The sequence below is a fragment of the Bdellovibrio sp. SBM16 genome (assembly GCF_056175625.1).
In genome coordinates, this window is record NZ_JBJKJG010000010.1 from 13,237 (window position 1) to 32,937 (window position 19,701).

The window sequence follows — 19,701 nt, forward strand, 5'->3', positions numbered from 1 at the left end:
ATGATCGCAATTCAACAACTTTCTAAATCGTACAACTTAACCACCGATTCCAACGATAAAATGACGATCCTGCATGATCTAAATTTAACGGTGCAAACCGGGGAAGTCGTTGCAGTGGTGGGTTCATCGGGCTCAGGTAAATCAACTCTGTTGGGATTGGTGTCTGGTCTTGATCAACCTGATCACGGCGAAATTCTGATCCACGGAAAAAGTTTACAGTCTTTGCGTGGCAATGCTTTAACCAACTTTCGCGCAAGCCACATCGGCGTGGTGTTTCAGCAGTATCACTTAGTCAGTCATTTAACCGCGTTTGAAAACGTGGCGCTGCCGTTAGAAATTCTGAATAAGCCGGTGGTGCAATCTGAAATCACCGACTTATTAAAACAAGTCGGGCTCGGACACCGCTTAGATCACAAGCCCACACAGCTGAGTGGCGGAGAATCGCAGCGTTTGGCTTTGGCGCGCGCTCTGGTGATTAAGCCCAGTTTACTGTTGGCAGATGAGCCGTCAGGAAGCTTAGACAGCGAAACCGGCGAAAAAGTAATGAATCTGTTTTTTGAACAGGTGCGCCTGCACAACACAACAACGATGTTAGTTACGCACGATATGGATCTGGCGCGCCGGTGCGATAAGATCTATAAATTACACGGCGGAAAATTGCAGGCTATCTAATGCACAGTTTTTCTAAACTCTTACATTTTGTCAGAAAAGATTTATTTTCGCAGAAAAAATTAAACGCGTTTTTTGTCTTTAACCTGGTTTTGGGGTTTCTCGGTTTTTTATTACTGCAGGTTTTTCAGGCCAGTCTTGACCAGCAAACCAAAGATAAAGCCCAGGAAATTTTAGGCGGTGATATTGCGATCTCTGCCCGGCGCGTGATTACCGACGATGAAGTTAAATCGATCGAAGAGAAAGTTAATCTTAAGTTCGTTAAAAAGGCTAAATCCAGTGATTTTTTTGCCATGGTTAAGCTTGGCGAACAGTCGCGTTTAGTACTGGTGCGCGCGGTAGCAAGTAACTATCCGGTCTACGGCGAATTAGAAATTAAAAATACCACCGGTAACACCGAAGTTTTAAAAACCGTCGCCAGTGGTGAAGTCTATATCGATCCGGAATTAGTCGATCAGTTAAAAATCTCTGACATGGCATCGTCTAAGCTTAAAATCGGGGATCTGGATTTGCCGGTCAAAGGGGTGCTAACTTCTGACCCGTCACGGACATTTCGTTTAGGTGCACTGGCGCCGTTTATTTTGATTGCCGATCAGGATTTAGCCGCAACTAATCTGGTTAAACCCGGAAGCACTATCACCACCAGCTATCTTTATCAGTTAACAGACCCGATGGCAGCTGATACCTACAAAGCTGATTTAGAAAAAAACTATTTAGACCCGTCGTTACGCTTTAACTCGGCTTTGCAGGAAGAAGAAGGCGGTAACCGGGTTTTTCGTTATCTGATCGACTACCTGGGCTTAGTGTCGTTGATCTCGATCGGCCTGTGCTTTTTATGTTTAAGTTATATGTTAAACTGGTTTTTTCAGATCCAGAAAAAAACCATCGCCATCTATAAAATTCTGGGTTTGCATGAAACGGCCATCTTAAAAGTGCAAGTGCTAAAGAATCTGTTTTTATCGATGGGTTCGTTTGTTATTGCTCTTGCCATCGTCATGCTTGCGATTGCGCCATTGCAGGCTCTGTTGGACGGATATTTTAAAATTCCGATTAAATTAGTCGTAAGCCCGTTGCAGATTTTAATCAGTTTTATCGTGGTCGTACTTGGGCCGCAGCTCATTGCTATCCCAACTTATTTGGCTGCGATGGCTATGAATCCCTTAATGCTGCTGCGCCAAGAGTTAAGCCAGGCGCACTTATCGCGCAAGACGTTCATTGGCTGGGCCGTCGGTGTCGGTGCGTTGTTCTGGGGTTTAGCCGTGTGGCAGAGCCATTCGCTGTTAACCGGATCTATTTTTATGGGCGGGTTGATCGCTGCAACGCTGGCTGCGTGGGTTTTTATTTCGGTACTACGTCAGGCGACCGCGCTGGTGGTGGGACGTTTTAGTTTTGATTTGAGATATGCATTTTTAAGTTTGATCAGAAAGCCGGGATCGACCGATCTTATCTTTATGACGATGACTTTATCGGTGGTGGTCTTAACGCTGCTTCCGCATATTAAAAAATCAATTATCGAAGAAGTTCGTCCAGCACACAGTTCAAAAATTCCGTCAGTATTTATGTTCGACATTCAGATGGATCAAAAAGATGAACTGCAGCAGATCGTAAAAGATAAAACCGGCCAGGCCTTGGATCTGACGCCGCTGGTGCGCTCACGTATTCTAAAAATCAACGATCAAAGTTATGAACGCGTTGAAGAGCAGGGTTTTTTTAAAACCCGCGAATCAGAAAACGAAGCCCGCTTCAGAAACCGCGGCGTAAATTTAACTTATAAAGCCACTTTGCAGGAGTCAGAAACTCTCTTTGCCGGTGAATGGTTTTCTCCTACCGTCGGCGATATTCCGGAGATCAGCCTGGAAGAACGTTATGCCGACCGTATCGGTGCCAAGATCGGTGATGTGATGACGTTTGATGTGCAGGGCCTGGAGATCAAAGGTAAAGTTAAGTCTTTGCGCCGCGTGCGCTGGACAAGTTTTCAACCGAACTTTTTTATTACTTTTCAGCCGGGAGTTTTAGAAGAAGCGCCGCAGGTTTATTTAAGTGCGGTGATGCAGATTAATCAGGATCAGGTGCGTAATTTACAAAATGCAGTGGTTGACCGTTTCGCCAACATCTCGATTATCAACGTGAAACAAAGTGTGGAAAAGTCGCTGGTGTTTATTGATCAGATGGCACTGGCGTTACAGATTATGGCTGCTTTAGCATTAGTTGTCGGCTTTTTTATCTTTATTATTTTAATCAACACGCAGGTGGGTGAACGTATAAATGAGATGAACCTGCTGCAGGTGTTGGGTTCAACCCAGGATCAGCTCTACCGCATCATGATTACGCAGTTTAGTCTGATTGCTTTTTTAAGTTTACTGGTCGGTTTGGGATTAGGCTCGTTGATTTCGTATGCCATCATGAGCGTGTTGTTTAAATTGGGAATATATTTTGACTATGTCTCGATGTTGTCTTTAATTGTAGTGCTAGTTTCTATTACTTTCGGAGTATTAAAAGTGTCGATGCAACCACTAAGATCATTGCAACCTTTAGCCTTGCTAAAAAACGAGGGGGGCCTTGTTGACAGCAAGTAGCGCAGTCTCTGAAAGCGAATTACAAAAAGCCGTGCAGCTACTTGATCAAAGTGATGTCGTGGCTTTTCCGACCGAGACAGTGTACGGCCTGGGGGCACGTATTGATCGTCCCGAGGGCTTAAAAAAGATCTTCGCAACCAAAGAACGTCCGTTTTTTGATCCATTGATTGTGCACGTGTCGTCAATCGAGCAGGCCAAAACCTGTTTCAAAGAATGGCATGCGATGGCCGACCATCTGGCCAAAACTTTCTGGCCGGGGCCGTTAACTTTGGTGATGCCGAAATCAGAACTTGTTTCTGACACCATCACCTCTGGTTTAGAGAGTGTCGGCGTACGTCTGCCGAGCCACCCGTTAGCGCAGAAACTCATTTCTGCCGTCGGTGTGCCGATCGCAGCACCGAGTGCCAATAAGTTCGGTAAAACCAGTCCGACCAAAGCTGAACACGTAAAGAAAGAATTTGGTTCGGCGGTGTACGTGCTCGATCAGGGGCAAAGCGATATCGGTATCGAGTCAACCGTGTTGATGGTGAAAGTTTCTTTCCGCGGGCCGCAGCACAATGCTTATGAGCTGGCTATTCTACGAAAAGGCGCGGTCTTAAAATCGGATTTACTAACCTCTTTATTAAAGACCAATCTTAAATTTACCTGGCTTGAAGCGGTCGATAAAAGAGAATCACCGGGGCATATGAAACACCATTACATGCCCGAAGTGCCGTTTGTGATTTGTAAAAATCCGGCAATGAAGCTCAGTGAGATCACCCAGATTATTAATGCTAAGTTAAAAGAGCTTCCCGATGAAGTCGAACACGTTAAGATAGTTAAACCAAAAAACGAAATTAAAAATATCGTCTTTTTAAGCTTACCAAAAGATCCGGGGCAGGCGGCGCGCGAACTTTATTCTCAGTTACGTGCGATGAGCGAGCGTAAACCTGATGTCTTATGCTTTATTCAGATGCCTTATCATAATACCGAGATGTGGGAAAGTGTGTTTGATAGAATGTATAAGGCAGCAAGTCTTATTATTTAAAACTAATCGGGTAGCTGAAGCTTACGGTTTTACCTTTGGCCGCTTTCGGAAAATTAATTTTCTTAATCACATCGACCACGCATTTTTGCACATTCAAATCAGTTAACGTCGACTGGTCATCGTTAACTTTAATTCTTTTAATCGAAGCATTGTCGTTGATTTCAAGGTCGACAACAATTTTTCCGGCTAAAATCAAATTGGCGCTGCTGGCTTCGATACGACAGTTCTGAATTTTTGGTAGCCAGCGGTTAAAAGCTTTTTTGAATTTTTCGGTGTTGTCAGCTTTTGCCAACGCTAAACTCGATAAAAAAAGTACGGCGATAAAGATGACATTTTCTTTTTTCAAACAATTCTCCAGTTAAAATAATGAAATCTGTAAAATTTCAGTTAAAAATTCTGAGACAGATGATCCAGCGTTACGACTCTAGTTATAGCACATTGAGACGTAAAATGAACCATTCCCAGACGTTTGTCTTTGTTAAAAAAAATTGAATATGAATTCGCAACATCTTTCATCAAACTAATTTGGTCTTCATAAAAACACACGGAGGATTTAATGAAGTTAGCATTTAAAAATGTAGCTCAAGCGGGACTGATTTCTTCAGTTATCGCACTAGCTGCATGTAGTAGTGATGGTGGCCGCGGCACAGGTTCAAGCGGCTTGGTAATTAGCGGTGATTTAGGACAATCAACGTCGATCATGGCAACCAATCAAAAAACGGGTAACATTGGTAAATTTGATGGCGTAAATATGTATGCCATCGACTTTGATGATTTAGAAGTTGTTGCAACCGCAGCAACCGAACCACCGACAGAAGTTAAGGCAGAAGTAAATTCTGACGGTACGTTTTCGGTCGATCTTGGTTCAAACGCAGCAGGTACAGCAATTACCGTAGCTTTCGTTGACGAAACTACCGAAGCAGTCGTCGGCGAAGTTAAATTCACTGATACTTCAAAAACAGACTTAAACGGTAACCCAAAATCTGACTCTGCGGTCATTGCAACCGGCAGCATGTCGTTAGGTGCAATTACGTTAAAAGATGATGGTACTGTTGAAGTTCCAAAATCCAGTGTTGCAGCTATCCAGCAAGAGACCGCTATTTCGGCCGCGACGGCATTTAATCCGACCGGCGAGTGGACAATGGATGCTTACGAAAAAGTCGGTGCTTCTTTTACAGTTGGTGCGCCGGATCCTCAAGATCCAGGCATGCCACATATCGGCTTTAAACTTTCGCTGGCTCGTTTTGACGGTAAAGACTTTACTCCGTCTGGCAGCAACTGCCAAAAAGATGCAAGTGGAACTGTAGCTTCATGTCCGGTAACAAGCGGAACAGTTGGTACAAGTGATCGCTTCGCACTTTCGATCTGGGGCGGCGATTATGCAAAATCTATAGGAGCCTGCGGTGGTAACACGGGTTTTTCTGCTGATGAAGCGCGTGCTCACGGCCGCATTCATATTACAACACTTCCTACAGTTAGAGCCGCTTCAGGTGCGATGAATTTCGGCCCGTATGTTTGGTCAACTTCATCTGACTGGGGCGGAACCGGTGTAGCTCCGTACGACCAGCCGTGGATGACGACTTCAGGTACTTTGGCGCAATCAATGCATCATGAATCAGACTGCCGCGCGATGCTGGTTTCGGGAACCACAAAAATGCATAACGCCTGGGCGTGCCGTGCAAAACTTTATTACGGTCCTTGGCCAGGTCAACCGGTATCAGCAGGTACGATCGGTTGGAATGTGGGTTTACAAGGTGGCGGTTGTTTCAACGCTTCTACGGGTAAACCGGTCAACGTAACAAACTGGAATAACATCAGTCACACTCATAACACATGTACAAATACGACGGCCGTGGGCTTACCTGCCGCGTTCAGAAGTAATGAATGTACATACCCTGGCATTGATCCGGATGGCAGTGGCCCACTGGGCAGTATGGATGTAATCTGTAAACACACCGGTGGTGAATTTGCTGATGCCGGTGGTAATCCGTCGATGACGGCTTTAAGTAAAGGTATGGGCGAATATCTATCGAGCCCAGAGGCCATCCTAAATCCGGGAGATGCATGTGCGTCTGCGGGTAATTCATCAACAGCGCACGTATTAGCTGGTTACCGTTGTTATGCCAATGCCTACTGGCGTGCCCGTGATCAGGCTGAAGGTGGCGGTTGTGAACGTGAATACCGTTTCAACTGGCAAGCGTTAACGCCTTGGGATTTCGTAAGCCGCGATGACTTCAAAGGCCGTCCGAAAAATGCATTTATTACGAATATCTTAAATTACTCTGCTGATGGAAAATCTGCGACTTTAGAAGATGAAGAAACAGAAAGCATCACGATCCCGACTTCGGCAAATGGTTCAACATTCTGCCGCGTGGTTCGTAAAACACAGATTTTATTTAAATCAATCACAGCAACTAAAATGTTAGTTGAATTAAAAGAAAGTGGCCGTATGGCAAGTACCGATGCAGCCTGTGTTGCTGCTGCAAATGCAGCCTTAACATCGTCTGATGACTCAGAACTTAAATACACACTTGAGCCATTTAAATTATACTTCTACTTAAACAAACTGTAAAAATAGGTACGAACTGTAATTAAAGTTAAAAAAGCCAGCTTACGAGCTGGCTTTTTTATTCGAATTAAGTATGATCTAAGCTGCATGTACCGTAATGTCCGCGCCTTTTTTCGTTTTCTGCTATTCGTTTTCGTTATTTCTAAATACGTCATCGAAGGGTTATTTTTTTATTTTACCACCCGTGACCCGGATCACCGCAGGGGTCGTTTAACCCAGCATGCCCACCGCACCGGGATCAAGCTGGCAAAAATTTTTGGGGTGCAGGTTATTTGCAAAAACCCGATCCCGCATCACGAAAAATCACTGCTGATCGGAAACCATGTCGGCTTTATCGATATTCTCTGTCTGGAGACGATTGTACCCGCGGTCTTTATCACTTCGCGCGAAATGCGCAATACGCCGGGGCTTGGTTTAATCTGCGAAGTGGCGGGTTGTGCCTATGTCGACCGGGTTAACCGCATGAAAATTCAGGATGAATTAAAAGATCTGATCGGCGTTTTAAAAAAAGGTTTTCGTGTGGTTTTGTATGCCGAATCAACCGCTTCAAACGGTGAGCAAGTGCTGCCATTTAAAAAAACACTGATAATGGCCGCTGGTCTTGCCGGCGTGCCGATTCGTCCGTTTGTTTTTAATTTTCGTTTAGTCAACGGCGGGCCGGTTAAGTTTGTGCACCGTGATTCGTTGTGCTGGTATGGTGATATCGGTTTTCTGACTTCGATCTGGCGATCGTTGCAACTTGAAACACTTGTCTGCGAACTAGAGTTTTTACCCTTGGTTTATACCAAACCCGAAGATGACCGATCTGAGCTCGCCAAGCAGGTGCATACGATGGTTTCAGAAAAGTACGTTCCATTTAAAGAATCCATGTAGTTAAATTTAGTTTTGTGACTGGATCTTCCGATAGTTAATCTGGCAATCAGGCCTTAACTTCGAAGGATTCAATGACTAAATCAAAAAACTATAAGCTTGGCAAAAATCTTTTTAAAACTTATTTCAAACCAGTGGGCAAAGGTTATGAGATCGGTTTTACATATAAAGGCAGAAACTTTTTTACCTCTAATTTTGTCAATAAGCCCGAAGCGGTAAAGTGGTGGAGCTTTTTTAATAAAGAGATCACCGCTTTTTCGAAAAAACACTGGGTATCTAATAAAATGCCGTTTATGTGGTATTGCAACTTTATGAATAATCACATGTATAAAACTTACTACACTTGGCTGGATAAGGTTTTTGATAAGCATGAAATGGCTTACCAATCGGCATTTAAAAAAGATTACAAACAGTTTATGAAGTTTAAACACAGTCCAGGTTTGGAAAAGCCAACGCAAAAATCTCCTTACTTCAGAAAAGTAGGCTAGCTTTTTTTAAGCCACGCACAGAGTTAGCGACATAGAGATCGACTGATTTTAAATCGCTGGCTTTTAATGAACGTTCTGACAATTTATAGGTTCTGTCACCCACGGTGATAGAACCTTTTTTTATTGCGTGTGCGCGAAAGACCCCGTGCAGCCCGCCGTCATTTAATGGTGGGGTAAAAAACTCTTCACCCATTTTATAAAATACGCTGTAGATTGACGTTTCAACGACATAACCCTGGGCATTGATCACCAAGATGTCATCGGCCTCTGCTTTTTTACATTTTAATAAATGATCCCAGGCGCCGCGTTCAGTGGTTTTAAACTGCGGCAGAAACTTTGTAGAGATAACCGGCTCAAGCTTGACCGGCTCGGTCGCGGCCGTAAGCGGCGTTAGCTCGCTTTGATAGGTCAGATCTTTGGCAAACACCAGACGCACTTTATACGTCTGATCTGTATCAATGCGGCTACGCAGTTCGGCTTCGATTTTTTGGTATAGCCTTTCAATCTGATATTTTTCAACAGCCACCATTTGGTCACGATAGGCCAGAAAAGTTCTTTCAATATGTTCGGTTAAAAAAGTGATGCTGGCCCGGGTAAAGGCCAGCGTATCGACAACCGGCGTATATTCTAAAAATAAATTTAAGAAACTGCATTTGGTCAAAAACTCATGCCATTCTTTGCGCGGATCTGAATCAAAGACAATCCCGCAGCCGGTAAAATAGTACAGCTGGCGTTTTTTTTGGTAGCTGCTGCGAATGGCAATATTTAAACAGAAGTCGTCGTTCTGCCACCAGCCGATTGAGCCGGTATAAAAATCGCGGTGATAGTTTTCGACCTCGGCGATTTTTTTAAGGCTTTCAGTCTTCGGGCAGCCCGAAATCGAACCACCGGGAAATGTCGAAGCCAAAATTTCACTTAATTTTTTTGAGGTATTGATTTCGACCTCGGAGTAGGTGTGCGCAGTGTATTTTAAATCCAGAATTTCTCGGTGAAAATTTACCCGCGAACTGTCGTTATACTGATCACAGGATAAGGTGTTTAAATCATTTCTGAGTAAATCCACAATCATCGAAAGTTCAGCATTTTCTTTTAAGCTTGCTTGCAGCTCCGAAAGTGCGCGCCCAGAAAGTAAGGTTCCCTTGATCGGCTGGGTGATCAAGCGCGGTCCGGTTTTTTTAAGAAATAGCTCCGGCGATAAACAGTGAATTGCTTCTTCCGGTCCCAGTGGCAAATAGGCACGGTAGTCACCACCGACATGTGAGGTATGGACAAAGCCGCTTAGTAAACTGTGGCGCTCTGGGGCCCGGGCTTCAAGTGCTGCGGTGTAATTCATCTGGTAAAAACGGCCTTGGCAGATGTCCTCTTTAATAGAGCGCACGTTTTCTAAAAACATGGTCTCGTGTACGGTCGGATAAAACGCCGGTCTGGCCGTGGTTTTTTCGGGGTACATGGCTTCCAGATCCTGTTGCGTGGTCAGAGCAAAAGAATCTAAAACGAAGACCTGTACCTTGGGGGTTTTAATGTACGTGCGGCGATTGTCAGCGGCGGCTGTTTTTTCAAAAGCGGCAAAATTAATTTTTATGACCTTCATTTTGTCGGCGTAGTTTTTTTCTACCGAGGCAATAAACTGCTGCGCATCCTGGTCATCACTGCAGGATAGTAACCGGTAGTCCGTGCTGTGAATAAATTTTTGCTCTTCAAAAAAACATATTACCGGCTGCATAGATCGACCGCCGCCTGTAAAAAAGTTTCTGGTTTTTGGGTTAAAAAAGATTCGGGGTGAAACTGTAATCCCAGCCAGTTTTTCTGTTTATGGCGCACCAGCATCGGCACATTCTCGCTGGTTGCAAGAACTTCAAAACTATCCGCCATGCTACATTTCAGCGAATGATAACGGGCCACCTGTAGGCCGTTGTAGTCAGCATTACCCGACACCAGTGCGCTGGTTTTACCGTGCACTGGCGGGTAGTATGCCTGCACGCTGCCATTTTCGATTTCGTTCATCATCTGCATCCCAAGGCAGATGCCGAGCACCGGTTTTTCCGGCGGTAGACTCTTTAAAAAAACTTTGGTCTGTGGATAATCCTGTGGGGATTTCGGTCCCGGAGAGATAATCACTAAATCAAAACGAGCGGCATCAACTGAAGCCACAGCGTTACAATCCACGACAGAAACAGCAAAGCGTGACTTAAGCCACGCTTTGATATTGTAAGTAAATGAATCGTGATGATCGATTAAAACGGCAGATAACACCCGGCCATATTATCTGATTTTTACATCAAACTGTAGTCCATTGTTGGCAAATATTTTGTACGGGTCAGAATCGGCCAGAGCACTGTCTTGTAAGCCCACTAAGTAGCGGCCTTCCATCGTGCGCTCGATTGTAATATCCGAGGCTTTGGCTTTAATTCCGTTTAACCAAACTTCTACACTACGGGGATCGATCTGTCCTAAGACAATCGGTTTAAGAATGATGGCATCTTTAAGTTTTTCGTAGATGTAAATAACTTTAATCTGTGCCGCTGCTGCCGGGGCTTTATCAAATTTAAGCTTGCCATCGGCTGTAAGCTGAAAACCCTTATCAACTCGTACACCGTTAACCATAACGCGTAACGAATCCTTTTTGATTTTTTTATTGTTCGATAAGCTGAATTCTTTTTTATATTCAGCACGGCCGTAAGGTAAACTGGAGTTAAACTGTAACGACTGAATCGTGCCTAATGCCGGGTTTACCAGTTGCACCTGAAAACTGCGTAAGGCCAACTCTAAAGACGGATTTAATCCCGGAATCTGATCAGCCACATAAGTGATGGTGAAGGTTGTATTCACGTTAGTTAAGATACGGTTTAAGATGGTGTCTAAAGTGATCTTTCCCGAAATCATGTCGGCAAAGTTAAACCACTCACCTTGGCTAAGCGCAACGATGCCTTTTTCAGAACCGAAATTTTTATTATAACCGGCTAATGACGGCGTTGCTGCGAAGACTTTAACTTTTGACGCCGCTAAGGCCGATTTTACTTCTGCATATTGCGGGGCCAGACTGCCAACGGCACCAGAGTTACCCGGTGAATATAAAAAGCCATCGTCAGTAATTAAAATCGCAAAGCGCTGGTTATTAGTCGCCCAGGCAGCAGAGGCCGTATCGATTAAGGCACGCATCGGATTTTCATTTAGATCTTTACCGCCCGGATCTGCAGAGCCCTTCAGGGCTTTAAGTTTGGTGATCTCTGAAATTAATTCTTCGACCTGGGTTACGGTTGATGCATCAGATGGGTTATTGTCATAAAATTTATCGCAGCGGCGGATGGTGTAGTCACCAAACGTAACTAAACACATGCGCGTGTGGTAACCGGCGGCGCGTGAACTGTTAACGAAATTAATTAAACGCACTTTCGCCGATTCGATCGTTGCTGACATTGAGCCGGTCACATCAACGATAAAGGCGATATCGACGATCTCTTTCGTCTCTAAAGTGTTTTGCGCTAAGTTAAAATTGTTTACCGGGATTAAATCTTCCAGCAGGAATATATCGTTCTTGTGTAATGAGCTCAGGAGTGAGCCATCCGGTTTGCGCACCTGAAACGAAATCGCGGTCAGGTTTTCGTCCAAGGAGTCTTGGGTAATTGATTGTTCTGATTCGGCCAGTTTAAAGAACTCATTTACTTCTGAGCTAAATGAATCTTGATTCGTGTCGGCTAACGATGTTGGCGTAAAACTCATCTTCGACTTACATGCAACAGTTAGAGTTAACAATGCCATCGTTGCCACGAGTTTTCTTGTGATTTGATGACGAGTGCTTTTCATGGTCCCTCCCCAGGGCTTTTTGAGTAGAAGCACTAAACTTTCGGCGGGGAAATGACTGGACTAAAGATCTGTGGAACACTATTTTCGCAGTGCATTTTTGCATTTATGTCGAAGAAGTTAGCGAAAAAACAGGCTTTAAGAAAATCATGTTTAAAAGTGTCTAGTCCAAGAGCCAGATCTGAAACTTTGTCAAAAAGCGGGTAGACAAGTGGTTAATTTACACGTTATTTATATATGTAAGAAATATGTAAATAAAGAAGGGGAAATCGCATGGGTTATCGACAAAAAACAAGCAAATACACACAACCGTCATTCACACACAAATTAACTATGGCCATCTGGTTCGCGCAGTTGATGCTCAGTGTGGTCTTTCTTTTAAATTAAGACAGCCGATTAAAAAACGAGAACATGCTCCTGAAGCTTTTCATCAAAACCTGATTTTTTGATTAAAAGCTGCGAACGTTGAGACTCCGGTATCCTTTTTAACGTTTGCTCTGACACAGCGGTTTCAAAACCATCCGCCCATCCCTGTAATTTGGCCGCTGTGTTCACCGTTTGCCCGAAATAATCAAGTCCGACGTTCATATTCACGCACAATACCTGGCCGATATGAAACGACGTGCGTAACACTAAACCATTTTTATTATGCTTAAAAGCACTGTGAATTTCCCGATTGGCTTTGAAAGCCACGCTTGTATCCGTGAACGCCGCCATCACCGCATCACCGATAAATTTAACCACGACGCCGTTATTATTTTTGATAATAGCTTCGATTTCAGTGTAGTGATCCTGTACGGCAACAAATGCTTTACTGTCGCCCAGGCGTTTGTACATCGGGGTTGAGCCGACAATATCGGTAAATAAAATAATCTGTTCACCAATATCTAATTTAACGCCGCTTTTTAATAAATCGTCATTTATCAGAGTGCGGATATGGGTATTACTCAAAGCTTCGCTGGCCAGAAATTTTTCTTCACTCCACGCTAAACTTTCTAAGACAAAATAATCTTTTACGGCTCCGGTGTAACTGAGTTCAACTTCACCGTGCGCACATTCAATAACCGGTTGCGAAAAATCGATATTCAGTTTCTGTCCCAATACCTGAGACGGGTAAACTACGATCTGACATTCTTTTTTACCCTGCACGGTGCGGGCGCGGTACTGGCCGGGTTTAAGTTTAACTGTGGCAGAAAATTTTTTAGACGCTTCACTCTGCCAGTTAATCAGGATATGGGCTTTTTTTGCCGGCTCGGCCGCGCAGTACAGTACACTTTTGATGTCGCGAAACTTGCGCTGCGGTTTAAACGTGACTTCGATAGCCTGTTCAGTCTGCGATGAAAACTGCAGGTCGCACGTTACACAGGTCGTACTTTCTGAGATCTGGCGTAATTTCGAGGCCTCTAACTGCGGACCGCGGCAGTGCGGGCAGACCACATCCCAGGTTAAAGCGAGGTAACCAAACCGGGTAAGCACGGTCAGCTCCTGCACAACGATGTTTAGTGGATGTTGAATAGCCTGGGCTAATTTTTTGGGATTTATTTTATAAATATCCAACGAGTCAGAGGCGATTAAGTGTTTCACGATCGCGGCAAGCACGGTCGGGTTTTGACTGGTGCATTCAGCCAGAAGGTTTTCGATCAACCCGAAATCAGCGTCGTTAAATTCGCGCGGCGGTGTCAGGGCTGTTGTTGTCGCCTCAGCATTGCTAAAGAAGATGCGTTCCTGTTCGTGGATGTACCAGGTGATTTTGTCGCGTAAAAAGCGGGCCGATAGCGGAGCGATCAGAAAACGCAGTAATGCGCCACCAGTCCAGGTAAATGACATTTCGATTTGATTTAAGCCGTCAGAAGTTTTTTGCGGAAGGATTTTAAAGACACCGGTCTGATGTTGCATCAGTCCCTTTTTGTAAATGCGTTCGTGGCGAATTTCCTGATTTGCAATCCAAACCCACGGCGGCTCAACCCATTCCTGTTGTTGCCCCAGGATCTTTGTGCGTACCACGCGTGAACCATTGAGCTCGGCTTCATCCCACGCAGACAGACCCATGGTTTTGTTCATTCGGGATGTATCAGAGATGACCGCCCAAAGACGGTCGACGGGAAGTTTGGTTTTGATGATAAATTTATTGTGGTAAACCATGGTGGCGGTTTTTTCCGCCATCAGGCGTTTCCGATTTCCAGTTCTGAGTTTTCAGTACCGGATTTAAGACCTTTTTTCTTCATCTTTTCTACTAATGTCGTGCGGTTTAAGCGCAGTAACATCGCTGCCTGATTTTTATTCCAGCCGGTTTTTTCCAGCGCTTTAATAATCAGCGCATTTTCAAACTGGTCGACAGCATTATTAAAATCCAAACCTTCTTCAGGGATATCAATCGAACCGGTTTCAGCATAACAAGCCGCTGCTGATTTGTATTTAGCCGGTAAATCCTGCGGTGCCACTTCACCAGAGCCTTTTAAGATTGATAAACGCTCTACCAGGTTTTCTAATTCACGGATATTTCCCGGCCAGGCGTAATTGATTAAGCAATTCATCGCCTCCGGAGAAAAACCAGTGATCGTTTTGGTTTTATTTTTATTAAAGCTAACTAAAAAGTGATTCAACAAAAGCGGAATATCGGTTTTACGTTCACGTAACGCCGGAATCTGGATCGGAATAACGTTTAAACGGTAATACAGGTCTTCTCTGAACTTACCCTCTTCAACCGCTCTTTCCAGATCAACGTTTGTGGCCGTGATCACACGCACATTAACAGAAACAGTTTTCGTCGAGCCAACCGGCTCGAATTTTTTTTCTTGCAGAGCACGTAATAACTTTACCTGTAAGCTTGGCTCTAAGTCGCCGATTTCATCCAAGAATAAAGTTCCTTCATCCGCTAATTCAAAACGGCCGGCCCGGTTGGCGATCGCGCCGGTAAATGCCCCTTTAACGTGACCGAATAATTCAGACTCTAATAACTCAGACGGGATCGCACCGCAATTGATGGCAATGAAAGGCCCTTTGGCCCGCGGCGAATTGTAATGAATCGCGCGGGCGATTAATTCTTTACCGGTACCGGACTCACCTTGGACAAGAACTGTCGAATCAGATTCAGCCACGCGCTCTACTAAAGAAAGGCAGGCTTTGATTGATTCAGATTCGCCGATGATCTGGTTGAACTTATATTTAGATGTGATTTCCTGGCGTAACTGGATATTTTCTTGCTGTAAAGACTTGTGGTCCAACGCTTTATCTACTAAAGAGATCAGCTCTTCGACATTAAACGGCTTAGTTAAAAAATGGTAGGCACCTTGTTGGGTGGCTTTAATAGCTAAATCAATAGATCCAGAACCGGTTAAGATGATAACCTGGATTTCCGGATATAATTGTTTTAAGAACGTCATGAATTCCATACCATCGCCATCCGGCAAATTCAGATCAACGATAGCTAAATCAAATTTCTTATCTGGAGCACAGAAGTTTTTGGCTTCATCGATTTTTTGAGCAGTCACTACATTGTGGCCTTTGCGGTCCAGTAGGCGAAACAGGGCGGTTCTTAGTGTTGATTCATCATCTAAAATCAAAACTCTGCTGGTCTTCATGTATTTCCTTCCGTGGATACGTGAGCCGCCATCCTGGCGGGCTTTATACATTTATCCTAATCCAATTTTTGACGGAGGTGTCAAAAAAACGTAGGCCAGGACTGTATTTCAGGACTTTGGAAGGCCGAGTCTTGGTGAGAATATTTTATGCAAAATCAGTTGTGGCTGGCCTTCGGTAAAGTCATCCGCATTGCGACCCACGAGGCGTTTGGTTCGGTTAATTCAACCTGAAATCCTTGATCTATTAAGGACTTATGAATCACCAGAAAGTAGATGTTCTTGTTCTTCTGCTCATCATTGAGCGGACCGATATTGGACTGCAGGTCTAAATAGAAGTTGATTTGGTCTTGGGAAAATTTTACCTCGATCAGGCCGGTCTGGGTATTTTTCTGTAAACGCACGCGGCGTAAACCTTCGATAAAAAAGTTAAAAATAAGGTTTAAAGAGTCGCGGAAATTCGAACGTGAAACGGTAATGGCTGCGCTTGTCTGTTCCAGGTGCTGCACTACTTTGATGTTTTCGATTTTAAAAGAAAGCTCGTTCATTTTTAAAGATTCTGACAACAGATCTTTAATCAGCACGTTTTCTTTTTCCTGGGTGCCCGGACGGCGCGAAAAGATCAGTAGGTTTTCGATGATCTGTTTCATGCGAATCGCCGCCATGTTCATATCTTTTAGTTCAGCCTGTAAGTGGTGATCCTTGCTGAGCTCCATTTGTAAGATCTGGATATAAGAAATAATGCCGCCTAAGGGGTTATTCAGTTCGTGGGCGATGGAAGATGAAATAAGGCCCAGCTCTTTCATCTTAGCCGTCTGGCTTAAGCGCTGCTCGAGCATTTTTTCTTCGGTCACATCCACGTAAAAGTGCACCCAGTGGCTGTTGCGGTCTTCATAACCGGCCAGGCGCTGCGACTGCACATTATGAAAGGTGGTCGTTGATTCGGTCTGCGTCTGCACCTGAAAGTTTGTGCCAAACTTGCAGTCTGTACACGGGCTTTCGCGGTTAAACATGACTTCATAACACTTCGGGTTTTCATTTTTAACCGGGTAACGGTGAAAGGCCTTGTTTGACTCGAGAATGTTGTAATCCTTATCGACAACCAGAAGCGGGTAAGCGGTCGAATTAAAAGCGGTTGAGACGATCTTTTCCAGGTGCTGCTGTTCACTTAAAGTTTCGGCTTTAAGTAAATTAAAATGCAGGGCATCCGAGACCTTCACAAACATTTCGTTATCCGAACTGCGAAACGGGCGGTTGTTGCCTTTCATGAAGTAAATGAAATATTTAGAACATTGTTTTTTAATGAAAAAATTCGGTAGCTGCGCCTGTAAATCTTTTTCGAAATTTTCGGCGAGATAATCCGGAATAATTTTGATCCAGGTTGCGGCTGTGGCCTGAGGCAGAAGCTCATTTAAAAGTGTTTCAATGCGGGTAACATCGTTTTCTTCCGATAAACTGAATAAAATTTTACGTAAGGATTCGATGCGGTTATTGACCTCTAAGATTTTCTGTCGGCGATCGATCAGCTCCTGTTGGTCCTGAAAAATCTGCTGGCGCAAAGAGGCTTTGATCTGTTGATCCTGATCGATCAATTCTGAAGTTAATCTTTTTTTGGCTTCGTTCTGCCGTTGCAGATCCAGGTTTTCCAGCTGGGCAAAAACCAGCTTTTCAGTGAGTTCAGTTTTGCCGCTAATGCGGTCGGGCTTAAACTGGTTGTAAAGATGTGTATCGATTTTTGTTGCCGGGTTATCAAAGACCAGAAAGCAATAATTAAACCGTAATTGGTTGCGGACTTTAGCTAATTCCGGAAGCAGGCTTTCACTGATAATTAAGATATCGCTGACTACCTGGTAATCAGAGGATTTTAACAACGGGGTTTCCAGCAATGAGTAAGCAAAACCATTTTGGATTAATCCATCAAGTGCGTGATTCGGCGATGCAACGGCGACACGACACTCTAAAGTTGGCATGCAGCGATTAACTCCTGATGGGTTTTGATGTGAAAGTGAGGCTGAAATTCTGGTTCTTTAGGGACTGAGCCGCGGTCTTCACCAAACTCGAAATAACAGGCCCAGGCGCCGATCAAGCGCGCGTCTTTGATTTCAGACGAGAGCGAGTTGCCCACGCAAAGCAATTCTTCGGGCTTTATGTTCTCGGCTTTTAAAATATTCTGGAAAGCGTCGAATTTTTTTTCTGAATTTAAGCTGTTTACAACGAAGATTTTTTTAAAATAATGGCCGATGCCTAGGCATTTAACTTTAGCTGTCTGGGCATCCTGAAAGCCTGCCGTTACCAGATAGAGATTATATTTTTCGCGTAAATGGTTCAGATTGTCTAAAGCCCCCGGAAGTAAATCCAGTTTATCCGGCAAGCGGGGGTGGTAAAAGGCTTTGTTGGCCAGCTCTACTGCTGCTTGGGTGGCTGCGGTCCCGTATTCATGTGCCAGTTTTTTAAAAACATCTTTATGAGAAATTGTTTTGATTAACGACAGACGATAGTCCTCGCAGGTTTTCAAATCTAAACGAAGACCGGCATCAATTAAGATCTGAAATGCATCCTGTGAGGCCTGAGGCACCAGTAGTCCAGTCGTGTCCAGCAGTGTGTCGTCTAAATCAAAGGCTATCGAGCGAATTCCCATGTAATTAACTGTGCCTGCAAAGTCACAATTTGCCTAGATCTAAAAAAAATTCGGCTGACGAAATGCAACGAAATAAATATGATGTTATTTCAAAGAGGATTGTATGACCAAAACTACTGCAATTATTTTAGCTGGCGGCCAAGGCACGCGCATGAAAAGCCCACTCCCAAAGGTTTTGCACCCGGTTTCGGGGCAACCGATGATCGTGCGTATTTTAAGCCAATGTATGAAAGCCGAAATCGAAGAGATTCGTCTGGTTGTAGGTCACGGGCAGGGTTTAGTTAAATCTGTCGTAGAACCCTTAGGTGTTGCTACCTATGTGCAAGAAAAACAACTAGGGACAGGTGATGCCGTAAAATCAGCGCAGGTTGATTCCATCGAGGGTGACGTCATTATTTTAAACGGTGATCACCCGTTGATCACGGCAGAAGATCTCAGAGGTTTTTTAACTGATTTTCGCGAGCGTAAACTGGATTTAGCGGTTGTCTCGATCGAGCTTGATAACGCCAAAGAGTTTGGCCGGATCGTCCGCCAGGGTAATCAGCTTAAAGCCATCGTCGAAGCCAAAGATGCATCTGCCGAAACTTTAAAGATCAAAGAAGTAAATACCGGTATGTATGTTGTGAAAGCGGCTTTACTTAAGAAATTCTTACCACAGATCAAAAACAATAACGCTAAGGGCGAATTCTATCTAACCGATTTGATCTCGATTGCCTTAGATAATAAATGCGCGGTTGATGCGATTTTGACCAAAAACAAACATGTTTCGCATGGTGTGAACAATCAGACTGAGCTGGCTGAAGCCACCCGATATGTTTACGCCCAAAAATGCCAGCAACTATTAAACGACGGCGTTATAATTTTAGATCCGAATACGACTTATATCGAAGAATCTGTTGTCATCGGCGCAGGCAGTGTCATTTACCCGAATGTTTTTATCCGTGGTAAGACTGCAATCGGCCCTTTTTGTGTGATCGAACCGAATGCATTTATTTCTGAAGCTATCTTGCAGGACGGTGTTCAGATCAAAGCCGGCACGTATATCGAACAGGCCGTGATTAAATCCCAGGCTAAACTTGGGCCTTATGCACGTATTCGCCCTGACACAACCATCGGCGAACAGGCGCAGATCGGCAACTTTGTTGAGCTTAAAAAAGTAAACTTCGGCAAAAAATCAAAAGCCGGACACTTAACTTACTTAGGTGATGCGGATATTGGCGAAGACGTAAACATCGGTTGCGGCACAATCACGTGTAACTATGCGGCCGATCGTAAAAAATATAAAACAGTGATCAAAGACCGCGTGTTTGTCGGTAGCGACACGCAATTAGTGGCTCCGGTAGAAGTAGGAAGCGATTCGATCATCGCATCCGGCACAACGGTGACCAAAAATGTACCGGAAGGCGCTCTTGCGGTAGGACGTGCGAAGCAAGAAAACAAAGAAGGCTACGCCGCAAAATTTAACAAGGCTAAAAAGGATTAATT

At 44.2% G+C, this 19,701-nt stretch carries 15 protein-coding genes; 7 read left to right on the plus strand and 8 right to left on the minus strand.

Annotation, left to right across the window (positions count from 1 at the left end; genetic code table 11):
* Genes AC04MM_RS11170 through AC04MM_RS11180 form a run of 3 tightly spaced genes read left to right on the plus strand, consistent with a single transcriptional unit; the run spans position 1 to position 4,272 of the window.
* The gene (locus AC04MM_RS11170; RefSeq protein WP_475380443.1) at positions 1-672 is read left to right on the plus strand and encodes an ABC transporter ATP-binding protein; all 672 of its coding nucleotides are present in this window, start codon (positions 1-3) and stop codon (positions 670-672) included.
* Positions 672-3,245, plus strand: coding sequence for an ABC transporter permease (locus AC04MM_RS11175; protein WP_475380444.1), 2,574 nt, complete (start codon positions 672-674; stop codon positions 3,243-3,245). Before AC04MM_RS11170 ends, AC04MM_RS11175 begins: the two co-directional genes overlap by 1 nt.
* A complete protein-coding gene (locus AC04MM_RS11180; RefSeq protein WP_475380445.1) occupies positions 3,232-4,272 on the plus strand; it encodes an L-threonylcarbamoyladenylate synthase in 1,041 nt (346 codons plus the stop codon). The genes AC04MM_RS11175 and AC04MM_RS11180 overlap by 14 nt, the downstream gene beginning before the upstream one ends.
* Here AC04MM_RS11180 and AC04MM_RS11185 read toward each other — a convergent pair.
* The gene (locus AC04MM_RS11185; RefSeq protein WP_475380446.1) at positions 4,265-4,618 is read right to left on the minus strand and encodes an AgmX/PglI C-terminal domain-containing protein; all 354 of its coding nucleotides are present in this window, start codon (positions 4,616-4,618) and stop codon (positions 4,265-4,267) included. The genes AC04MM_RS11180 and AC04MM_RS11185 overlap by 8 nt on opposite strands.
* Before the next feature lie 210 nt (positions 4,619-4,828).
* On the opposite strand from AC04MM_RS11185, the gene AC04MM_RS11190 reads away from it, so the two are divergent.
* The 3 genes from AC04MM_RS11190 (at position 4,829) to AC04MM_RS11200 (ending at position 8,199) form a co-directional block, all read left to right on the plus strand.
* The gene (locus AC04MM_RS11190; RefSeq protein WP_475380447.1) at positions 4,829-6,844 is read left to right on the plus strand and encodes a hypothetical protein; all 2,016 of its coding nucleotides are present in this window, start codon (positions 4,829-4,831) and stop codon (positions 6,842-6,844) included.
* Between the two features lie 84 nt (positions 6,845-6,928).
* Positions 6,929-7,714 (plus strand): lysophospholipid acyltransferase family protein, encoded by a 786-nt coding sequence (locus tag AC04MM_RS11195; RefSeq protein ID WP_475380448.1) that lies wholly within the window; start codon positions 6,929-6,931, stop codon positions 7,712-7,714.
* A 71-nt stretch (positions 7,715-7,785) separates the two neighbouring features.
* Entirely contained in the window at positions 7,786-8,199 is a 414-nt protein-coding gene (locus AC04MM_RS11200) for a hypothetical protein (RefSeq protein ID WP_475380449.1), read from the plus strand.
* Here AC04MM_RS11200 and AC04MM_RS11205 read toward each other — a convergent pair.
* From AC04MM_RS11205 to AC04MM_RS11235, 7 genes are all read right to left on the minus strand, one after another.
* Positions 8,183-9,922 carry a bifunctional chorismate-binding protein/class IV aminotransferase gene (locus tag AC04MM_RS11205; RefSeq protein ID WP_475380450.1) on the minus strand — a complete coding sequence of 580 codons (1,740 nt, stop codon included), beginning with the start codon at positions 9,920-9,922 and terminating at the stop codon, positions 8,183-8,185. The genes AC04MM_RS11200 and AC04MM_RS11205 overlap by 17 nt on opposite strands.
* Positions 9,910-10,452 (minus strand): glutamine amidotransferase-related protein, encoded by a 543-nt coding sequence (locus AC04MM_RS11210; protein ID WP_475380451.1) that lies wholly within the window; start codon positions 10,450-10,452, stop codon positions 9,910-9,912. The genes AC04MM_RS11205 and AC04MM_RS11210 overlap by 13 nt, the downstream gene beginning before the upstream one ends.
* Before the next feature lie 9 nt (positions 10,453-10,461).
* Entirely contained in the window at positions 10,462-12,003 is a 1,542-nt protein-coding gene (locus tag AC04MM_RS11215; RefSeq protein ID WP_475380452.1) for a vWA domain-containing protein, read from the minus strand.
* Positions 12,004-12,396: 393 nt separating this feature from the next.
* Positions 12,397-14,163, minus strand: coding sequence for an adenylate/guanylate cyclase domain-containing protein (locus AC04MM_RS11220; protein WP_475380453.1), 1,767 nt, complete (start codon positions 14,161-14,163; stop codon positions 12,397-12,399).
* Positions 14,163-15,632 (minus strand): sigma-54-dependent transcriptional regulator, encoded by a 1,470-nt coding sequence (locus AC04MM_RS11225; RefSeq protein ID WP_475380454.1) that lies wholly within the window; start codon positions 15,630-15,632, stop codon positions 14,163-14,165. Before AC04MM_RS11225 ends, AC04MM_RS11220 begins: the two co-directional genes overlap by 1 nt.
* Before the next feature lie 104 nt (positions 15,633-15,736).
* Positions 15,737-17,548 carry a PAS domain-containing sensor histidine kinase gene (locus AC04MM_RS11230; RefSeq protein WP_475380455.1) on the minus strand — a complete coding sequence of 604 codons (1,812 nt, stop codon included), beginning with the start codon at positions 17,546-17,548 and terminating at the stop codon, positions 15,737-15,739.
* Positions 17,536-18,216: an HAD family hydrolase gene (locus tag AC04MM_RS11235; protein WP_475380456.1), complete on the minus strand. Its 681-nt coding sequence runs from the start codon at positions 18,214-18,216 to the stop codon at positions 17,536-17,538. Before AC04MM_RS11235 ends, AC04MM_RS11230 begins: the two co-directional genes overlap by 13 nt.
* A 103-nt stretch (positions 18,217-18,319) precedes the next feature.
* On the opposite strand from AC04MM_RS11235, the gene glmU reads away from it, so the two are divergent.
* Positions 18,320-19,699, plus strand: a complete 1,380-nt coding sequence (gene glmU / locus AC04MM_RS11240; RefSeq protein ID WP_475380457.1) for a bifunctional UDP-N-acetylglucosamine diphosphorylase/glucosamine-1-phosphate N-acetyltransferase GlmU — start codon at positions 18,320-18,322, stop codon at positions 19,697-19,699.
* Positions 19,700-19,701: the final 2 nt, after the last annotated feature.